This is a genomic window from Ensifer sp. Root1252, assembly GCF_001425885.1.
Classification (GTDB): domain Bacteria; phylum Pseudomonadota; class Alphaproteobacteria; order Rhizobiales; family Rhizobiaceae; genus Ensifer; species Ensifer canadensis.
Window position 1 is genome coordinate 1 of record NZ_LMDT01000040.1, and the last position, 17,567, is coordinate 17,567.

14 protein-coding genes, 1 tRNA gene and 1 pseudogene are annotated in these 17,567 nt (G+C 59.0%); 2 read left to right on the forward strand and 14 right to left on the reverse strand.

The features are described from left to right. The 4 genes from ASD02_RS38710 to rpsL form a co-directional block, all read right to left on the reverse strand. Positions 1-98 (reverse strand): GTP-binding protein (locus ASD02_RS38710; RefSeq protein ID WP_141681087.1); only part of this gene is annotated, 98 nt, incomplete at its 3' end. A gap of 72 nt (positions 99-170) precedes the next feature. Continuing rightward, positions 171-2,270: an elongation factor G gene (fusA, locus tag ASD02_RS30065; protein WP_025426663.1), complete on the reverse strand. Its 2,100-nt coding sequence runs from the start codon at positions 2,268-2,270 to the stop codon at positions 171-173. A gap of 29 nt (positions 2,271-2,299) precedes the next feature. Next, positions 2,300-2,770: a 30S ribosomal protein S7 gene (rpsG, locus tag ASD02_RS30070; protein ID WP_025426662.1), complete on the reverse strand. Its 471-nt coding sequence runs from the start codon at positions 2,768-2,770 to the stop codon at positions 2,300-2,302. 79 nt (positions 2,771-2,849) lie between these two features. Continuing rightward, positions 2,850-3,221 (reverse strand): 30S ribosomal protein S12, encoded by a 372-nt coding sequence (rpsL, locus tag ASD02_RS30075; RefSeq protein ID WP_003507760.1) that lies wholly within the window; start codon positions 3,219-3,221, stop codon positions 2,850-2,852. A 562-nt stretch (positions 3,222-3,783) separates the two neighbouring features. Between rpsL and ASD02_RS30080 the strand changes: the two genes are divergently transcribed. Beyond that, on the forward strand, positions 3,784-4,080 hold the full coding sequence (locus tag ASD02_RS30080; RefSeq protein ID WP_025426661.1) for a hypothetical protein: 297 nt from the start codon (positions 3,784-3,786) through the stop codon (positions 4,078-4,080). Between the two features lie 119 nt (positions 4,081-4,199). On the opposite strand, the gene rpoC is transcribed toward ASD02_RS30080, so the two are convergent. From rpoC to ASD02_RS30125, 9 genes are all read right to left on the reverse strand, one after another. Continuing rightward, complete coding sequence (rpoC, locus tag ASD02_RS30085) at positions 4,200-8,405, reverse strand: DNA-directed RNA polymerase subunit beta' (RefSeq protein WP_025426660.1); 4,206 nt, start codon at positions 8,403-8,405, stop codon at positions 4,200-4,202. A gap of 186 nt (positions 8,406-8,591) precedes the next feature. After that, positions 8,592-12,731 carry a DNA-directed RNA polymerase subunit beta gene (gene rpoB / locus ASD02_RS30090; protein ID WP_025426659.1) on the reverse strand — a complete coding sequence of 1,380 codons (4,140 nt, stop codon included), beginning with the start codon at positions 12,729-12,731 and terminating at the stop codon, positions 8,592-8,594. Positions 12,732-12,997: 266 nt separating this feature from the next. Continuing rightward, positions 12,998-13,375, reverse strand: coding sequence for a 50S ribosomal protein L7/L12 (rplL, locus tag ASD02_RS30095; RefSeq protein ID WP_025426658.1), 378 nt, complete (start codon positions 13,373-13,375; stop codon positions 12,998-13,000). A gap of 58 nt (positions 13,376-13,433) precedes the next feature. Beyond that, a complete protein-coding gene (gene rplJ, locus ASD02_RS30100; protein ID WP_025426657.1) occupies positions 13,434-13,952 on the reverse strand; it encodes a 50S ribosomal protein L10 in 519 nt (172 codons plus the stop codon). Positions 13,953-14,284: 332 nt separating this feature from the next. Further along, positions 14,285-14,983, reverse strand: coding sequence for a 50S ribosomal protein L1 (rplA, locus tag ASD02_RS30105; protein WP_025426656.1), 699 nt, complete (start codon positions 14,981-14,983; stop codon positions 14,285-14,287). Between the two features lie 4 nt (positions 14,984-14,987). Continuing rightward, positions 14,988-15,416, reverse strand: a complete 429-nt coding sequence (gene rplK, locus ASD02_RS30110) for a 50S ribosomal protein L11 (RefSeq protein WP_025426655.1) — start codon at positions 15,414-15,416, stop codon at positions 14,988-14,990. A 208-nt stretch (positions 15,417-15,624) separates the two neighbouring features. Continuing rightward, a complete protein-coding gene (nusG, locus tag ASD02_RS30115) occupies positions 15,625-16,155 on the reverse strand; it encodes a transcription termination/antitermination protein NusG (RefSeq protein ID WP_025426654.1) in 531 nt (176 codons plus the stop codon). Positions 16,156-16,171: 16 nt separating this feature from the next. Then, the gene (secE, locus tag ASD02_RS30120; protein ID WP_025426653.1) at positions 16,172-16,372 is read right to left on the reverse strand and encodes a preprotein translocase subunit SecE; all 201 of its coding nucleotides are present in this window, start codon (positions 16,370-16,372) and stop codon (positions 16,172-16,174) included. A gap of 195 nt (positions 16,373-16,567) precedes the next feature. Continuing rightward, positions 16,568-16,643: transfer RNA gene (locus ASD02_RS30125), tRNA-Trp, on the reverse strand. A gap of 276 nt (positions 16,644-16,919) precedes the next feature. On the opposite strand from ASD02_RS30125, the gene ASD02_RS30130 reads away from it, so the two are divergent. Beyond that, positions 16,920-17,462, forward strand: coding sequence for a GrpB family protein (locus ASD02_RS30130; protein WP_025426652.1), 543 nt, complete (start codon positions 16,920-16,922; stop codon positions 17,460-17,462). Between the two features lie 8 nt (positions 17,463-17,470). Here ASD02_RS30130 and ASD02_RS37615 read toward each other — a convergent pair. After that, a pseudogene (locus tag ASD02_RS37615) lies at positions 17,471-17,567 on the reverse strand (elongation factor Tu); the annotation flags it as partial.

The following is a 17,567-nucleotide window of genomic DNA, read 5'->3' on the forward strand; positions in this document are numbered from 1 at the left end:
GTGATCGCTGCAGTCAGCGACGTCTTGCCATGGTCAACGTGGCCAATCGTGCCAATGTTAACGTGCGGCTTGTTGCGCTCAAATTTGCTCTTTGCCATTTTCGGCTCTCCGTTTCCTGTCCCCTGTCGGGGAAACCTTATCTATCTGTTTTCAGCGAAAGGGTATTCCGGTCACTTCTGACCGGAATACTTTGCCTGGATTTCCTGTGCGACGTTCGACGGGACCGGCGAGTAATGATCGAAGGTCATCGTGTACTGGGCGCGGCCCTGAGACATCGAGCGCAGGTTGTCCACGTACTTGAACATGTTCGCCAACGGGACGTTCGCATTGATGACGACGGCAACACCGCGTGCTTCCTGGCCCTGGATCTGGCCACGGCGCGAGTTCAGGTCGCCGATAACGTCACCGACGTAATCTTCCGGCGTTACGACTTCGACCTTCATCATCGGCTCGAGGAGCTGAGCGCCGGCCTTCTTGGCTGCTTCACGGAAGCAGGCACGCGAAGCGATTTCGAACGCCAGAACCGACGAGTCGACGTCGTGGAAGGCACCGTCGATGAGCGTCGCCTTGACGCCCAGCATCGGGAAGCCAGCCAGCGGACCCGAAGACAGAACGCTTTCGATGCCCTTCTGGACGCCGGGGATGTATTCCTTCGGAACAGCACCGCCAACGATCTTGGACTCGAACTTGAAGTCTTCGCCATCCGGGTTCGGTTCGAAGACGATCTTGACGCGCGCGAACTGGCCGGTACCACCGGACTGCTTCTTGTGCGTGTAGTCTTCTTCGTGCTGACGCGTGATGGTTTCGCGGTAGGCAACCTGCGGCGCGCCGACGGTTGCTTCGACCTTGAATTCGCGACGCATGCGGTCAACCAGGATGTCGAGGTGGAGTTCACCCATGCCTGCGATGATCGTCTGGCCGGACTCTTCGTCGGTCTTGACGCGGAACGACGGGTCTTCTGCAGCCAGGCGGTTGAGCGCGAGGCCCATCTTTTCCTGGTCGCCCTTGGTCTTCGGCTCGATCGCGATCTGGATAACCGGCTCCGGGAATTCCATGCGCTCGAGGATAACCGGCTTCAGCGGGTCGCAGAGCGTATCGCCAGTGGTGGTTTCCTTGAGGCCAGCCAGAGCAACGATGTCGCCAGCAAAGGCTTCTTCGATGTCTTCACGGCTGTTGGAATGCATCTGAAGCATACGGCCGACGCGCTCGCGCTTTTCCTTGACCGTGTTCATGACCGACGTGCCCTTTTCGAGCTTGCCGGAGTAGATACGGGCGAAGGTGAGCGAACCGACGAAGGGGTCGTTCATGATCTTAAAGGCGAGCATCGAAAGCGGCTCGCTGTCGTCAGCGTGGCGCTCGGTCTCGGCTTCGGTCTTGACGTCGATGCCCTTGATCGCCGGGATGTCCATCGGCGACGGCAGGTAGTCGACAACGGCGTCGAGAAGCGGCTGAACGCCCTTGTTCTTGAACGCGGTGCCGCAGAACATCGGGTGGAACTTCACGTCGATGGTGCCGCGGCGAACGAGCGCACGGATCTGGTCGTTATCAGGCAGGTTGCCTTCGAGATACGCTTCAGTCGCAGCTTCATCGATCTCGACAACGGTCTCGATCAGAAGTTCGCGGTACTTCTGCGCTTCTGCCTTCATGTCATCAGGAATTTCGACGACGTCCCACTGGGCGCCGAGCGATTCGTCGCGCCAGATGAGAGCGTTCATCTCGATCAGGTCGATGACGCCCTTGAACTCGGTCTCAGCGCCGATCGGCAGCTGCATGACGACCGGGATCGCACCGAGGCGCGACTTGATCATCGAGACAGAGCGGTAGAAGTCAGCGCCGGTCTTGTCCATCTTGTTGCAGAAGATCATGCGCGGAACGTTGTACTTCTCAGCCTGACGCCAGACGGTTTCCGTCTGAGGCTCAACACCGGCGTTGGCGTCGAGCAGCGCGATGGCGCCGTCGAGAACGCGCAGCGAACGCTCGACTTCGATGGTGAAGTCAACGTGGCCGGGGGTGTCGATGATGTTGAAGCGGCGGGTCTTGCCATCACGACCCTTCCAGAAGGTCGTGGTCGCAGCAGACGTGATAGTGATGCCGCGTTCCTGCTCCTGCTCCATCCAGTCCATGGTAGCGGCGCCGTCGTGGACTTCGCCGATCTTATGGGACTTACCGGTGTAGTAGAGAATACGTTCGGTCGTCGTCGTCTTGCCGGCGTCGATGTGCGCCATAATACCGAAATTGCGGTAGTCTTCGATTTTGTATTCGCGAGCCATAGGGACTCCCTTTCGAAATTGGTCGTCGATTACCAGCGGTAGTGCGAGAATGCACGGTTGGCGTCGGCCATCTTGTGCGTGTCTTCGCGCTTCTTGACGGCGCTGCCACGGTTGTTCGCAGCGTCCATGAGTTCGCCGCAGAGGCGATCAACCATGGTCGTTTCGTTGCGCTTGCGGGCAGCAGCAATCAGCCAGCGGATGGCGAGCGCCTGACGGCGTTCCGGACGAACGTCGACGGGAACCTGGTAGGTTGCACCACCAACGCGGCGCGAACGGACTTCGACGTGCGGAGCGATGTTGTCGAGGGCCGAATGGAACACGGCGATCGGCTCCTGCTTCAGCTTGCCCTGAACGGCATCGAAGGCACCGTAAACGATGCTTTCAGCAACCGACTTCTTACCATGAAGCATGATGGCGTTCATGAACTTGGTGACAACCAGATCGCCGAACTTCGGATCCGGGTTGATCTCGCGCTTTTCTGCACTGTGACGACGTGACATACGTTTTGTCTCTCAACTGTTGACTGGCGCCTTAACACGCGGAGAACCTCGCGCAGCGCCGAATTCGTGAAACCCGAAATTACTTCGGACGCTTCGCACCATACTTGGAGCGGCGCTGCTTGCGGTTCTTGACACCCTGCGTATCGAGAACGCCACGGATGATGTGGTAACGGACACCCGGAAGGTCCTTTACGCGGCCGCCGCGGATCATGACAACCGAGTGTTCCTGAAGGTTGTGACCTTCACCCGGGATATAGCCGATGACCTCGAAACCGTTGGTCAGGCGAATCTTGGCAACCTTACGCAGAGCCGAGTTCGGCTTCTTCGGGGTCGTCGTGTAGACGCGGGTGCAAACACCACGCTTCTGCGGGTTTTCCTGCAGAGCAGGAACCTTGTTGCGCTTTACCTGTGCCTGACGCGGCTTGCGGATCAGCTGGTTTACGGTAGGCATGTAACCATCCCTTGCAAAATCTTGTCTCGTTACCCTTGCGGGCGGATCGTTGCCGTCTCCGGCGATACGGACACCTGTAAAATGCGCAAACGAGGACCGATCCGCTTTGTCGCGGATGGCCCTACAAAAAGCAGAGGACACAGCATTTCGCGCGTCATGCGTGCAGCATTTTTTGTAGTCAGCGTGCGTTTCGAACCTTGTTTGAGGCGAACTCCAGAACGCGACGTTCCGAACCAGCCAGCCTCACATGGGCTCCGATGCGGCGGGGTGTACTGATTTCAAGGCCGACAGTCAAGGGCAATTAACAAATATTCTCCCGCCAACAGACCCGCCATGCCCGGAAAACAAGGCTTTGGCGGGTGTCGGGGTGGGTCCTGGCGACCCTGTCTGCACTTGAACACAGACAGCTTCGAACAGGGTTAAGGAATCGGCAACCAGTTTGTGACGGTTTTCCACCGCCATGATTCTGCCGAGTCGCCAAAGCCTGTGGCCTCGCAGCTATTTCTTTCGCGCTGCACTGAAAAGGGCGCTAAAGTCGGCCGCGCACTCGAAAGGATATTCAATGAGCGTCACGCCTGACAACGACAATGCACCGGACGAGCCGATGGTCTTCATCATCATCGGCAAGGCCTATGAGACCGACGGAGACGACGAAGGCGTGGACATTCACGTGATGTTGCGCGCACCCGACGACGATACGGCCGTGCGCGAGGCGCTGAACGCGCTCGCCGAGGAAGGCTTCCTGGAGGCCGACCTCGATCAGATCGGCACACTGACAGACGTGCCGAACGAGGAGCCGCATGCCTCGGCCTACCAGGGCGCCCTCGAAGGCGAAGTTGCGATCATCCGTTTCAGCTGAGGCCGTCGACGCCCCAACGTCGCCTCCCCTTCCAGCCTACCACAATGAAAAAGCCGCCCGGATCGCTCCGGGCGGCTTTTCTGATTTGAGGAAACGAGGGCGAGAACGCCCTCCTCCCATTATTCGGCCGCTGCGTTTTCCTTCGCGAGATCGGCGAGCATCGGGGTGGCAACATCTGCGCCCGTACCCTTGCGACGCTCTTCGAGAATCATCTCGTCGCGCGCCGTCGCGATGCGGCGGATCTGCGTCATCGTTCCGCCGGTACCAGCCGGGATCAGACGGCCGACGATGACGTTTTCCTTCAGACCCTGCAGGCCGTCGACCTTGCCGGCGATCGCCGCTTCGGTCAGCACCTTGGTGGTTTCCTGGAACGACGCCGCCGAGATGAACGACGGTGTCTGCAGCGAGGCCTTGGTGATGCCGAGCAGGACCGGATCGCCGTATGCCGGCTTCTTGCCCTGTTCGATCAGGCCGTCGTTGACGTCTTCGAGCTCGATGCGATCGACATTGTCACCGACGATGTAGGTCGAGTCGCCGGCATCGGTGATTTCCACCTTCTGCAGCATCTGACGAACGATGACTTCGATGTGCTTGTCGTTGATCACAACGCCCTGCAGTCGGTAGACTTCCTGGATTTCGTTGACCAGGTAGGAAGCGAGTGCTTCCACTCCCTTGATCGCCAGGATGTCGTGCGGCGCCGGGTTGCCGTCGAGGATGTAGTCGCCCTTTTCGATGTAGTCGCCATCCTGAAGATGGAAGGGCTTGCCCTTCGGGATCAGGTATTCGACCGGCTCAACACCGTCTTCAGCAGGCTCGATCAGAACGCGACGCTTGTTCTTGTAGTCGCGGCCGAAGCGGATCGTACCATCGATCTCAGCGATGACGGCGTGATCCTTCGGACGACGTGCTTCGAACAGTTCGGCAACGCGCGGCAGACCACCGGTGATATCCTTGGTCTTGGCGCTTTCCAGCGGCGAACGTGCCAGCACGTCACCCTGGGAAACCTTCGTGCCCGGTTCAACCGAGAGAATGGCGTCAACCGAAAGCATGAAGCGGGCGTCACCACCACGCGACAGCTTCAGGACCGCGCCGTTCTTGTCCTTGATGACGATCGCCGGCTTCAGGTCGGTACCGCGCGGCGTCGAACGCCAATCGATAACCTGACGCTTGGTGATGCCGGTGGACTCGTCGGTCGCTTCGAGCACGGAGATGCCGTCGACGACGTCTTCGAAGTGAACGGTACCTTCCACTTCCGTCATCATCGGACGGGTGTAGGGGTCCCACTCGGCAAGACGCTGACCGCGCTTCACCTTGTCACCATCGTCGACGAAGATCTTCGAACCGTAGGCGACACGCTGCGAGGAGCGCTCGACACCACGTTCGTCGAGGATCTGGACGGCCATGTTACGACCCATGGCGACAAGGATGCCGTCAGAGTTGCGCAGCATGTTGCGGTTCTTGATCTGTACCGTGCCTTCGTAGGACGCTTCCAGGAACGACTGGTCGACCACGGTCGCCGTACCGCCCAAGTGGAAGGTACGCATGGTGAGCTGGGTGCCCGGTTCACCGATCGACTGTGCAGCGATAACGCCAACCGCTTCGCCCATGTTGACCGGCGTACCACGTGCCAGGTCGCGGCCGTAGCAGACGCCGCAAACGCCCGTCTGGATTTCGCAGGTCAGCGCCGAACGGATGCGGATCGACTGGATACCAGCCTTTTCGATCTCGATGACGTCGGGTTCCAGGATCATCCGGCCGGCGTCGACGAGACGAACGCCCGTGACCGGGTGATCGATGTCGTCCAGAGCCGTACGGCCAAGAATACGAGCGCCAAGCGAAGCCACAACCTGACCGGCATCGACGATCGCCGTCATGGTGAGGCCATTCTCGGTGCCGCAATCGACGGAGTTGACGATGCAATCCTGCGCCACGTCGACGAGACGACGCGTCAGGTAGCCCGAGTTCGCGGTCTTCAAGGCGGTGTCGGCCAGACCCTTACGGGCACCGTGGGTCGAGTTGAAGTACTCGTTAACGGTCAGACCTTCCTTGAAGTTCGAGATGATCGGCGTCTCGATGATTTCACCCGACGGCTTGGCCATCAGGCCGCGCATGCCGCCCAGCTGACGCATCTGGTTCGGAGAACCACGGGCGCCGGAGTGCGACATCATGTAGATCGAGTTCATCGGCTTCTGACGGCCGTTGTCGTCAAACTCCACAGCCTTAATGCGGGCCATCATTTCGTCGGCGACCTTCTCGGTAGCCTTGCCCCAGGCGTCAACGACCTTGTTGTACTTTTCGCCCTGGGTGATGAGGCCGTCATTATACTGCTGCTCGTATTCCTTCACGAGCGCTTCAGTATCGCCGACGATCTTCACCTTGGTGTCCGGAATGACCATGTCGTCCTTGCCGAACGAAATGCCGGCGCGGCAAGCATGGGCAAAGCCGAGCTGCATGATGCGGTCGCAGAAGATGACCGTGTCTTTCTGACCGCAGTGACGGTAGACCGTGTCGATCATCTTGGAGATGTTCTTCTTGGTCATTTCCTGGTTGCAGGTCTCGAACGGCACGTTGACGTTGCGCGGCAACAGTTCACCGATGATCATGCGGCCAGGCGTGGTTTCGTAGATCTTCGAAACCGGGTTGCCCTCGGCATCGACGGTCTTGAAACGGCCACGGATCTTGGCGTGCAGTGTCACGGACTTGGTTTCGAGCGCGTGATGCAGCTCGCCCATGTCAGAAAACGCCATGCCTTCGCCGGGCTCGTTCTGGTTCAGGATCGACAGATAGTAGAGACCCAGAACCATGTCCTGCGACGGAACGATGATCGGCGCGCCGTTAGCCGGGTGCAGAATGTTGTTCGTCGACATCATCAGCACGCGTGCTTCGAGCTGCGCTTCGAGCGACAGCGGCACGTGAACGGCCATCTGGTCGCCGTCGAAGTCGGCGTTGAAGGCCGTGCAGACGAGCGGGTGCAGCTGGATGGCCTTGCCTTCGACCAGGGTCGGTTCGAAGGCCTGGATGCCCAGGCGGTGCAGCGTCGGTGCGCGGTTCAACAGAACCGGATGCTCGCGGATGACCTCGTCCAGGATATCCCAGACTTCCGGCTTTTCCTTTTCGACGAGCTTCTTGGCCTGCTTGACGGTCGAGGAATAACCCTTGGCGTCGAGGCGAGCGTAGATGAACGGCTTGAACAGCTCGAGCGCCATCTTCTTCGGAAGACCGCACTGGTGCAGCTTCAGCTCCGGACCGGTCACGATAACCGAGCGGCCGGAGTAGTCGACGCGCTTGCCGAGCAGGTTCTGACGGAAGCGGCCCTGCTTGCCCTTGAGCATGTCGGACAGCGACTTCAGCGGACGCTTGTTGGCGCCGGTGATGACGCGACCGCGACGGCCGTTGTCGAACAGCGCGTCCACAGATTCCTGCAGCATGCGCTTTTCGTTGCGGATGATGATGCCTGGAGCGCGCAGTTCGATCAGACGCTTCAGACGGTTGTTACGGTTGATCACGCGGCGATAGAGATCGTTCAGATCCGACGTCGCGAAACGGCCGCCGTCGAGCGGCACGAGCGGGCGCAGGTCCGGCGGGATCACCGGAACGACCTTCATGATCATCCATTCCGGGCGATTGCCGGAATCCATGAAGTTCTCGACGATCTTCAACCGCTTCATCAGCTTCTTCTGCTTCAGATCCGAGGTGGTCTCGGCCAGATCCGAACGCAGATCGCCAGCGATCTTCTCGAGGTTCATCGAAGCGAGCATTTCATAGATCGCTTCAGCACCGATCATCGCGGTGAACTGATCTTCGCCGAACTCGTCGACGGCGAGCATGTAGTCTTCTTCGCTGAGGAGCTGGTTTTCCTTCAGCGACGTCAGACCGGGCTCGGTGACGATGTAGTTCTCGAAGTAGAGAACGCGCTCGACATCCTTCAGCGTCATGTCGAGCAGCGTCGAAATGCGGCTCGGCAGCGACTTCAGGAACCAGATGTGGGCAACGGGAGCGGCGAGCTCAATATGGCCCATGCGCTCACGGCGAACGCGCGACAGCGTAACTTCAACGCCGCACTTTTCGCAGATGATGCCCTTGTACTTCATGCGCTTGTACTTGCCGCACAGGCATTCGTAATCCTTGATCGGACCGAAGATACGAGCGCAGAAGAGACCGTCACGTTCCGGCTTGAACGTACGATAGTTGATCGTCTCCGGCTTCTTGATCTCACCGTAAGACCAGGAAAGAATCTTCTCCGGCGAGGCGATCGAAATCCGGATGGAATCGAAAGTCTGTGCAGGCACCTGCGGATTGAAAAGATTCATGACCTCTTGGTTCATGCCTGTCTCCTTTACGGGCTTAACGCCCTGAGCTTGGCGAGAGTGCCGACAAATCCCGGGCGCCGGCCCCTCTGCCCCATAAACAGCTAAAACCGCATTTGATGCGGCCCCGTTCCTCTCGCTTGCCAATGAAGCCTTGCGGAGGAAGCGGTGCGCGCCGCGACGCGGCACGCACCTTGATGTTTCTTATTCGGCTGCGTCAGGCAGCTGCGCTGCACCGAGTTCGTCGACCTTGGTGTTCTCGAGTTCGACCGAGAGGCCCAGCGAGCGCATTTCCTTGACGAGAACGTTGAAGCTCTCGGGAATGCCCGCTTCGAAGGTATCGTCGCCACGGACGATCGCTTCGTAGACCTTCGTACGACCGGCCACGTCGTCCGACTTCACCGTCAGCATTTCCTGCAGGGTGTAGGCGGCGCCGTAGGCTTCGAGCGCCCAGACTTCCATTTCCCCGAAGCGCTGACCGCCGAACTGCGCCTTGCCGCCCAGCGGCTGCTGGGTGACGAGCGAGTAAGGACCGATCGAACGGGCGTGGATCTTGTCGTCGACAAGGTGGTTCAGCTTCAGCATGTAGATGTAGCCGACGGTCACCTGGCGGTCGAATTGATCGCCGGTACGGCCATCATAAAGCGTCGACTGACCGGTTACCTTCAGGCCCGCCTGCTCCAGCATCTCGTTGACGTCAGCTTCGACAGCACCGTCGAAGACCGGCGTCGCGATCGAAACGCCACGACGGGTCTGCTCGGCAAGCCGTACGATCGACTCGTCGTCGTACTGCTTGATCGGCTCACCCTTCGGGCCCGACCCGATGACGCTGTCGATGGTGTCGCGCAGCGGCTGGATATCGGCACCTGCCTTGTAGGCATCGAGCATCGCGCCGATCTTCTTGCCCATGCCGGCGCAAGCCCAGCCAAGATGGGTTTCGAGGATCTGGCCGACGTTCATGCGCGAAGGCACGCCGAGCGGGTTCAGAACGACGTCGACGTGCGTACCATCTTCCAGGAACGGCATGTCTTCGATCGGCACGATACGCGACACGACACCCTTGTTGCCGTGACGGCCGGCCATCTTGTCGCCCGGCTGGATCTTGCGCTTAACAGCGACGAAGACCTTGACCATCTTCATGACGCCCGGAGGCATTTCGTCGCCGCGCTGGACCTTTTCGACCTTGTCCATGAAGCGCTGTTCAAGGCGCGACTTGGATTCGTCGTACTGGGCGCGAAGCGCTTCGATCTCGCCCTGAGCCTTCTCGTCTTCGATGGCAAACATCCACCACTGCGAGCGGGGATATTCGCTGACGACGAGGTTGGACAGCTCAGTGCCCTTCTTGAAGCCCTTCGGACCTGCAACCGCGGTGTGACCGCGCAGCATGTCGACGAGACGTGCGTAGACGTTACGATCGAGGATCGCCTGTTCGTCGTCGCGGTCCTTGGCCAGTCGTTCGATTTCCTCGCGCTCGATCGCCATCGCGCGCTCGTCCTTCTCAACGCCGTGGCGATTGAAGACGCGAACTTCGACGACGGTGCCGAACGTGCCCGGGGGCATGCGCATGGACGTGTCGCGCACGTCGGAAGCCTTTTCACCGAAGATGGCGCGCAGAAGCTTTTCTTCCGGCGTCATCGGGCTTTCGCCCTTCGGCGTGATCTTGCCGACCAGGATATCGCCCGGCTGAACCTCAGCACCGATGTAGACGATGCCGGCTTCGTCGAGATTACGCAGCGCTTCTTCCGAAACGTTCGGAATGTCGCGGGTAATTTCTTCCGGACCCAGCTTGGTGTCACGCGCCATCACTTCGAATTCTTCGATGTGGATGGAGGTGAACACGTCGTCACGCACGATGCGCTCGGACAACAGGATCGAGTCTTCGTAGTTGTAGCCGTTCCACGGCATGAACGCGACGAGCGCGTTGCGGCCGAGTGCCAGATCGCCGAGATCGGTCGACGGACCATCAGCAATGATGTCGCCCTTGTTCAGAACGTCACCGACGGTGACCAGCGGGCGCTGGTTGACGCAGGTGTTCTGGTTCGAACGCTGGAACTTCTGCAGACGGTAGATATCGACGCCCGACTTCGACGGATCGAGGTCTTCGGTGGCGCGGATAACGATACGGGTCGCATCGACCTGGTCGACGACACCGCCACGACGGGCTGCAATGGCAGCGCCGGAGTCGCGGGCAACGACCGGTTCCATGCCGGTACCGACGAACGGAGCTTCGGCGCGCAGCAGAGGCACGGCCTGACGCTGCATGTTCGAGCCCATCAGTGCGCGGTTGGCGTCGTCGTTCTCCAGGAACGGGATGAGCGCCGCGGCGACCGAAACGAGCTGCTTCGGCGAAACGTCCATCAGGTTGATGTTGTCACGCGGTGCCAGCATAACTTCGCCGGCATGACGGCAAACGACGAACTCTTCCGAGAACGCACCATCGCTATCGAGAACCGAGTTTGCCTGGGCGACGTGGTACTTCGCTTCTTCCATTGCGGAGAGATAAACGACGTCGTTCGTCACCTTGCCGTCAACGATCTTACGGTACGGGCTTTCGATGAAGCCGTACTTGTTGACGCGGGCAAAGGTTGCAAGCGAGTTGATCAGACCGATGTTCGGGCCTTCCGGCGTTTCAATCGGGCAGATACGGCCGTAGTGCGTCGGGTGAACGTCACGGACTTCGAAGCCTGCGCGCTCGCGGGTCAGACCACCCGGGCCAAGTGCCGAAAGACGGCGCTTGTGGGTGATTTCCGAAAGCGGGTTCACCTGGTCCATGAACTGCGACAGCTGCGAGGAGCCGAAGAATTCGCGGACGGCGGCGGCAGCCGGCTTGGCGTTGATCAGGTCCTGCGGCATGACGGTATCGATTTCGATCGACGACATGCGTTCCTTGATCGCGCGCTCCATGCGCAACAGACCAAGGCGGTACTGGTTTTCCATCAGTTCGCCGACAGAACGAACACGGCGGTTGCCGAGGTTGTCAATGTCGTCGATTTCGCCCTTGCCGTCACGCAGCTCGACCAGCATCTTGACGACAGCCAGGATGTCTTCCTTGCGCAGGATACGAACGGTATCAGCCACTTCAAGGTCGAGACGCATGTTCATCTTCACGCGACCGACGGCCGAGAGGTCGTAACGCTCGGCATCGAAGAACAACGTGTTGAACATGGCTTCCGCAGAATCCATGGTCGGCGGTTCGCCCGGACGCATTACGCGGTAGATATCGAACAGAGCATCCTGACGGTTCTCGTTCTTGTCTACGGTCAGCGTGTTGCGGATGTAGGCGCCGACATTGATATGGTCGATGTCGAGAACCGGGATTTCGTCGAAGCCGGCCGACAGAATGACGGGAAGCGTCTTCTCGTCGATCTCGTCGCCTGCTTCGAGGTAGATTTCACCGGTCGAGAAGTTGACGATGTCTTCGGCAAGGTAGTTGCCATAGAGGTCGTCATCGGTCGCTTTCAGGGCCTTGAGACCCTTGTCCTGCAACTGGCGCAGCAGGCGCGGCGTCAGCTTCTTGCCAGCTTCGACAACCACTTCGCCGGTATCGGCGTCGACCATCTCGGTGATCGCCTTCTGGCCCTTCAGCGCATCCGGCTGGAACGGCACGCGCCAGCCAGCGCCGTCGCGCTGGTAGAGCGACTTCGTGTAGAAGGTGTCGAGGATCTCCTCGCCGTCCATGCCGAGCGCCATCAAAAGCGAAGACACGGGGATCTTGCGGCGGCGGTCGATACGGGCGTGGACGATATCCTTGGCATCGAACTCGATGTCGAGCCAGGAACCGCGATACGGGATCACGCGGGCAGCGAAGAGCAGCTTGCCGGAAGAGTGGCTCTTGCCCTTGTCATGGTCGAAGAACACGCCCGGAGAGCGGTGCATCTGCGAAACGATAACGCGCTCGGTGCCATTGACGATGAAGGTACCGTTGTCGGTCATGAGCGGCATATCGCCCATGTAGACGTTCTGTTCCTTGATGTCCTTGATCGACTTCGCGCCGGTATCCTCGTCAATATCGAACACGATCAGGCGCAGGGTCACCTTGAGCGGTGCTGCGTAGGTCAGATCGCGCTGACGGCATTCTTCGACGTCGAACTTCGGCTGTTCGAATTCGTAGGACACGAACTCGAGCATCGAAGCGCCGGAGAAATCCTTGATCGGGAAAACCGATTTGAAAACGGCTTGAAGGCCCTCATCAGGGCGTCCGCCCTTGGGCTCTTCAACCATAAGAAACTGGTCGTAGGATGCCTTCTGAACCTCGATGAGGTTCGGCATTTCTGCGACTTCTGGAATTTTACCAAAAAACTTGCGTACGCGCCTGCGACCGTTAAACGAAAGGGTCTGAGCCATCGTCGCTCCTTGTCAATCTTGCATCCGGGCCTGCAACGGACGGGAACCGATGGCCAGTCGACCCCGTCAATCAATGAGTAGTTCAATCTCGTCTAACTTGCGGAAAACGCCCAGCGCGGATTGCTGTGCTGAATTCCGTTCGAGACCATCCTCTTGAAGAACCCATTACCCAAAAGCCGTTTTGCGACAGGCTTTTGGGTAATATGTTCTAAAAACGGTCAAAGAGAGGCGGCCGAAATGGCCACCTCCCCTTGCAAAATGCCGAATTACTTGACGTCAACCTTGGCGCCAGCGTCTTCGAGCTTCTTCTTGAGGTCAGCAGCTTCAGCCTTCGAAACGGCTTCCTTGACCGGCTTCGGAGCGCCTTCGACCAGGTCCTTGGCTTCCTTGAGGCCGAGACCGGTGATGGCGCGGACTTCCTTGATGACGTTGATCTTGTTGGCGCCAGCGTCAACGAGGATAACGTCAAATTCGGTCTTTTCTTCTTCGACCGGAGCAGCAGCACCGGCGCCGCCAGCAGCAGCAACAGCTACCGGAGCAGCTGCAGAAACGCCCCACTTCTCTTCGAGCAGCTTGGAAAGCTCAGCAGCTTCCAGGACGGTCAGCGAGGAGAGGTCTTCAACGATCTTTGCGAGATCAGCCATTTTACTTTTCCTTTTGTTCGGTTCGAACTGGTTTTAAATACAACAGCGAAAATCCGCCTTAGGCGGCTTCGTCCTTCTTGGCATAGGCGGCGAACACGCGGGCAAGCTGGCTTGCCGGTGCTGCAACAACCGTAGCAACGCGGGTTGCCGGGGCATTGAGAAGGCCCAGCAGCTTTGCGCGCAGCTCGTCCAGCGAAGGCAGGGTCGCAAGCGACTTGACTGCTTCGGCGGTGAGCGTGGTTGTTCCCATGGAACCACCGAGAACAACGAGCTTGTCGTTGGTCTTGGCGAAATCCATGACGACCTTAGGAGCCGTGATCGGGTCTTGGCTGAATGCGATCAGCGTCTGACCCTTGAAGAGATTTGTCATCCCTTCCGACTCGGTGCCCTGAAGAGCGATCTTGGCCAGGCGGTTTTTCGCGACTTTGACGGTGCCGCCAGCAGCGCGCATCTTCGAACGGAAGTCGTTCATCTGCGCAACTGTGACACCAGCATAGTGGGCCACGACAACCGAACCGGAAGCCTTGAAGACTTCGTTCAGCTCCGTGACGAATTCGCGTTTTTCCGCTCTTTCCACTGTCTGTCTCCAGTTGACAGGGTTGCATGAACTGCAGCCCCTGCCGGGTTTGCCTTTGTCACCAGGGATCTCAAAAAAGATCCCAAGTAACGCTTGAGGATCCTGTCCCTTGGCGTTCCCGGAAAGCCGGGTCTGACACAAGGCAAGCGAGGCTCGAACCGAATTTCGACGCCTCCGGCGTCATCGTGAAATTCAGATCTTACCCGTCTCATGCAGGCCGAAGTGATTAAGGTAAAACCACCCGCAATCTCGGACAGGAGTTCCGGATCGAGATCCGGATTTCCGGCCCCGAAGGGCCGGAAATTATTGCTCGGGCCGAAGCCCGAAATTCATTAGGCGACGCTGAGCGTTGCCGGGTCGATCTTCAGGCCCGGGCCCATGGTCGACGAAATCGCTACGCGCTTGACGTAGTTGCCCTTGGCGCCAGCAGGCTTCGCCTTGACGACCGCGTCAGCGAAGGCGCGGATGTTTTCTTCCAAAGCCTTGGCGTCGAACGAAGCCTTGCCGATGCCGGCGTGGATGATACCAGCCTTCTCGACGCGGAATTCGACGGCGCCGCCCTTGGATGCCTTGACGGCACCGGCAACGTCCATGGTGACCGTTCCGACCTTCGGGTTCGGCATCATGCCGCGCGGGCCGAGAACCTTACCGAGGCGGCCGACGAGCGGCATCATGTCCGGGGTCGCGATGCAACGATCGAAGTCGATCTTGCCGCCCTGAACGATTTCGACGAGCTCTTCAGCGCCGACGATGTCTGCACCGGCAGCCTTGGCTTCATCAGCCTTGGCACCACGTGCGAACACGGCAACACGAACCGTGCGGCCCGTGCCGTTCGGCAGGTTGACGACGCCGCGAACCATCTGGTCGGCGTGGCGCGGGTCAACGCCAAGGTTCATCGCGACTTCAACAGTCTCGTCGAACTTGGCAGTTGCACGTTCCTTGACCAGCGATACGGCTTCGGTGAGGCCGTAGATCTTCGTCGGGTCGATGCCCTCGCGGGACTTCTGTACACGCTTTGCAATCTTCGCCATGGTCTTAGCCCGCCACTTCCAGGCCCATGGAGCGGGCAGAGCCCTCGACCATTGCCATTGCGCCTTCGATATCGGCCGCGTTGAGGTCCTTCATCTTGGCCTCTGCGATCGTGCGGATCTGAGCCTTGGTGATCGAGCCAGCCTTGGCCTTACCTGGGGTCTTCGAACCGGACGTGATCTTCGATTCACGCTTCAGGAAGTAGCTGACCGGCGGCTGCTTCATGACGAAGGTGAACGACTTGTCCTGGTAATAGGTGATGACGACCGGGATCGGCATACCCTTTTCCATTTCCTGCGTGGCGGCATTGAACGCCTTGCAGAATTCCATGATGTTAATGCCACGCTGACCGAGTGCAGGACCGATCGGCGGGGACGGATTGGCCGACCCTGCCTTCACCTGCAGCTTGAGCTGGCCTGCAACTTTCTTAGCCATTTCTCTCTGCCTCTCATTGCCTCATCGCGACGGATCGAAACGAGGAACTGTTGCGCCGGTTTCCCGGCATGTAGCCGATCAGGGATCGGCGGCTGCGGTTGCGTGGTGCGGACCCTTCGTCCCGGCTAAGGCCGACGTCCTTCCACGCGCATGCGGATTTCTCCGCCAGGGCAGGCCTAAACGACTTGCCCAATCTCTTGTGATCTTCTCAGACCTTCTCGACCTGGCCGTATTCCAGTTCGACCGGGGTCGCACGACCGAAGATCGAAACCTCGACCTTCAGGCGCGACCGCTCCTCGTCGACATCCTGAACGATGCCGTTGAACGAGGCGAACGGACCATCCGAGACGCGAACCTGCTCGCCGATCTCAAAGGAGACGGACGGCTTCGGACGCTCGACGCCATCCTGGACCTGGCCGAGGATACGATCGGCTTCATGATCCGGAATCGGAACCGGCTTGCTGTCGGTCCCGAGGAAACCGGTGACCTTCGGCGTGTTCTTGATGAGGTGAAAGGCCTCATCCGTCAGGTTGGCGCGCACCAGGACGTAACCCGGGAAAAACTTGCGCTCGGCATCAACCTTGCGGCCGCGGCGAATCTCGACAACCTTTTCGGTCGGAACAAGGATCTTCTCGAACAGATGCGAAAGACCTTTTTGCTTGGCCTTTTCCTCGATCGATTCAGCTACCTTCTTTTCGAAATTCGAATAGGCGTGAACAATATACCAGCGTGCAGCCATACTACCCTCCACCCAATCAAGCGCCAGCGTTGAGGACTAGGCCAATCAGCCAACCCATCAACTGGTCCGCAGCAAAGAAGAAGGCAGCGGCAAAAAAGACCATGACAAAAACCATCAGCGTCGAGATCATCGTCTCGCGCCTGGATGGCCAAGTTACTTTCGACGCCTCTGAGCGAACCTGCTGCAGAAACGTAAACGGATTCGTTTTGGATGCCATGTAATGCTCACGCCATTACGGCGCGTAAAGCCGATGATTCAGCCCCACGCACCGCGTGTCTGTTTGGACCCTACATAAAGACCGATTCTACAAATCACAAGAGGCATTCGGTCTTTTCTGTGAATTTCGATGGTCGGCTTATCCGACCTCCTTCCACCTTACCCGGCTTTGAGCCGCTTGCAAAGGCGAAGGCAATGGCAGGGGCAGCCGGGCTTGAACCGACGACCTGCGGTTTTGGAGACCGCCGCTCTACCAACTGAGCTATACCCCTAGATCGCTTCAGCCGGTCATTCTCGAACCGGTCAGCGCATCAAGTCAGCGGCTTATTATTCAGTTTATCGGGCGATGACAAGCGTCTTTGACGGAAAAGAGCAAAAATCCTCAATCAAGTCTTCCCCCCTCCGCCCAGACGGCCGCTCGCCCGCCATATGACCTAGCGAAAACGCATTGTTTTCAATGATGCCACCTCCTCCTCTGCGATTTTCGAGCACCGTTTCGAAGCCAACAGATAGGATTGCGAATCGGTCGAGTGCGACAAGGCAAACCTATGACTGATATCCGCCTGGTTGAATATGATCCGTTCTGGCCAGAGGATTTTGCAGCGCGTCGCCGCGTCATCGCAGGCCTCCTGGCGCCACTCATTGCCGACATTCAACACGTTGGCAGCACAGCCGTACCCGGACTGGCGGCCAAGCCGAAGATAGATATCGACGCCGTCCTTCAATCTGAAGGCGACATTCCGGTAGCGCTCGAAAGCGCGGCTACGGCCGGCTATCACTTCCACGGAGATCCCTACGGCAATGGCCTATGGACACTCACCATGAGCGGGGCGCCCTATGGTACCCGCCTCTATATATGCGGGCCTGACAACCACGCGCATCAAGCGCGCATCCTGTTTCGCGACTACCTGCGCCGACACACGGGAGTCGCGCGACAGTACGAACTGCTCAAACGGAAACTGATCATCCAGGCAAGAGGCAATTGGGACATCTACGCCAGCGGAAAGAGCGAGTTCATCGCCGGCGTCCTGCGTCGGGCTCAAAACGAAAAGCCCCGCTGTTTCCAGCGGGGCCTTTTTGAAGCGAAATAATCCTGAGATTACTCGACGATCGAAGCAACGATGCCGGCGCCGACGGTACGGCCACCTTCGCGGATAGCGAAGCGCAGCTTTTCTTCCATCGCGATCGGAACGATC

What these genes read in the sequence shown, in the direction of transcription:
- rpsG (WP_025426662.1), bottom strand. Translation starts at nt 2,770, where the DNA reads ATGTCACGTCGTCACAGTGCAGAAAAGCGCGAGATCAACCCGGATCCG.
- secE (WP_025426653.1), bottom strand. Translation starts at nt 16,372, where the DNA reads ATGGCATCCAAAACGAATCCGTTTACGTTTCTGCAGCAGGTTCGCTCA.
- rpoB (WP_025426659.1), bottom strand. Translation starts at nt 12,731, where the DNA reads ATGGCTCAGACCCTTTCGTTTAACGGTCGCAGGCGCGTACGCAAGTTT.
- rplK (WP_025426655.1), bottom strand. Translation starts at nt 15,416, where the DNA reads ATGGCTAAGAAAGTTGCAGGCCAGCTCAAGCTGCAGGTGAAGGCAGGG.
- rplL (WP_025426658.1), bottom strand. Translation starts at nt 13,375, where the DNA reads ATGGCTGATCTCGCAAAGATCGTTGAAGACCTCTCCTCGCTGACCGTC.
- ASD02_RS30080 (WP_025426661.1), top strand. Translation starts at nt 3,784, where the DNA reads ATGAGCGTCACGCCTGACAACGACAATGCACCGGACGAGCCGATGGTC.
- rplA (WP_025426656.1), bottom strand. Translation starts at nt 14,983, where the DNA reads ATGGCGAAGATTGCAAAGCGTGTACAGAAGTCCCGCGAGGGCATCGAC.
- ASD02_RS30130 (WP_025426652.1), top strand. Translation starts at nt 16,920, where the DNA reads ATGACTGATATCCGCCTGGTTGAATATGATCCGTTCTGGCCAGAGGAT.
- fusA (WP_025426663.1), bottom strand. Translation starts at nt 2,270, where the DNA reads ATGGCTCGCGAATACAAAATCGAAGACTACCGCAATTTCGGTATTATG.
- nusG (WP_025426654.1), bottom strand. Translation starts at nt 16,155, where the DNA reads ATGGCTGCACGCTGGTATATTGTTCACGCCTATTCGAATTTCGAAAAG.
- rpoC (WP_025426660.1), bottom strand. Translation starts at nt 8,405, where the DNA reads ATGAACCAAGAGGTCATGAATCTTTTCAATCCGCAGGTGCCTGCACAG.
- rpsL (WP_003507760.1), bottom strand. Translation starts at nt 3,221, where the DNA reads ATGCCTACCGTAAACCAGCTGATCCGCAAGCCGCGTCAGGCACAGGTA.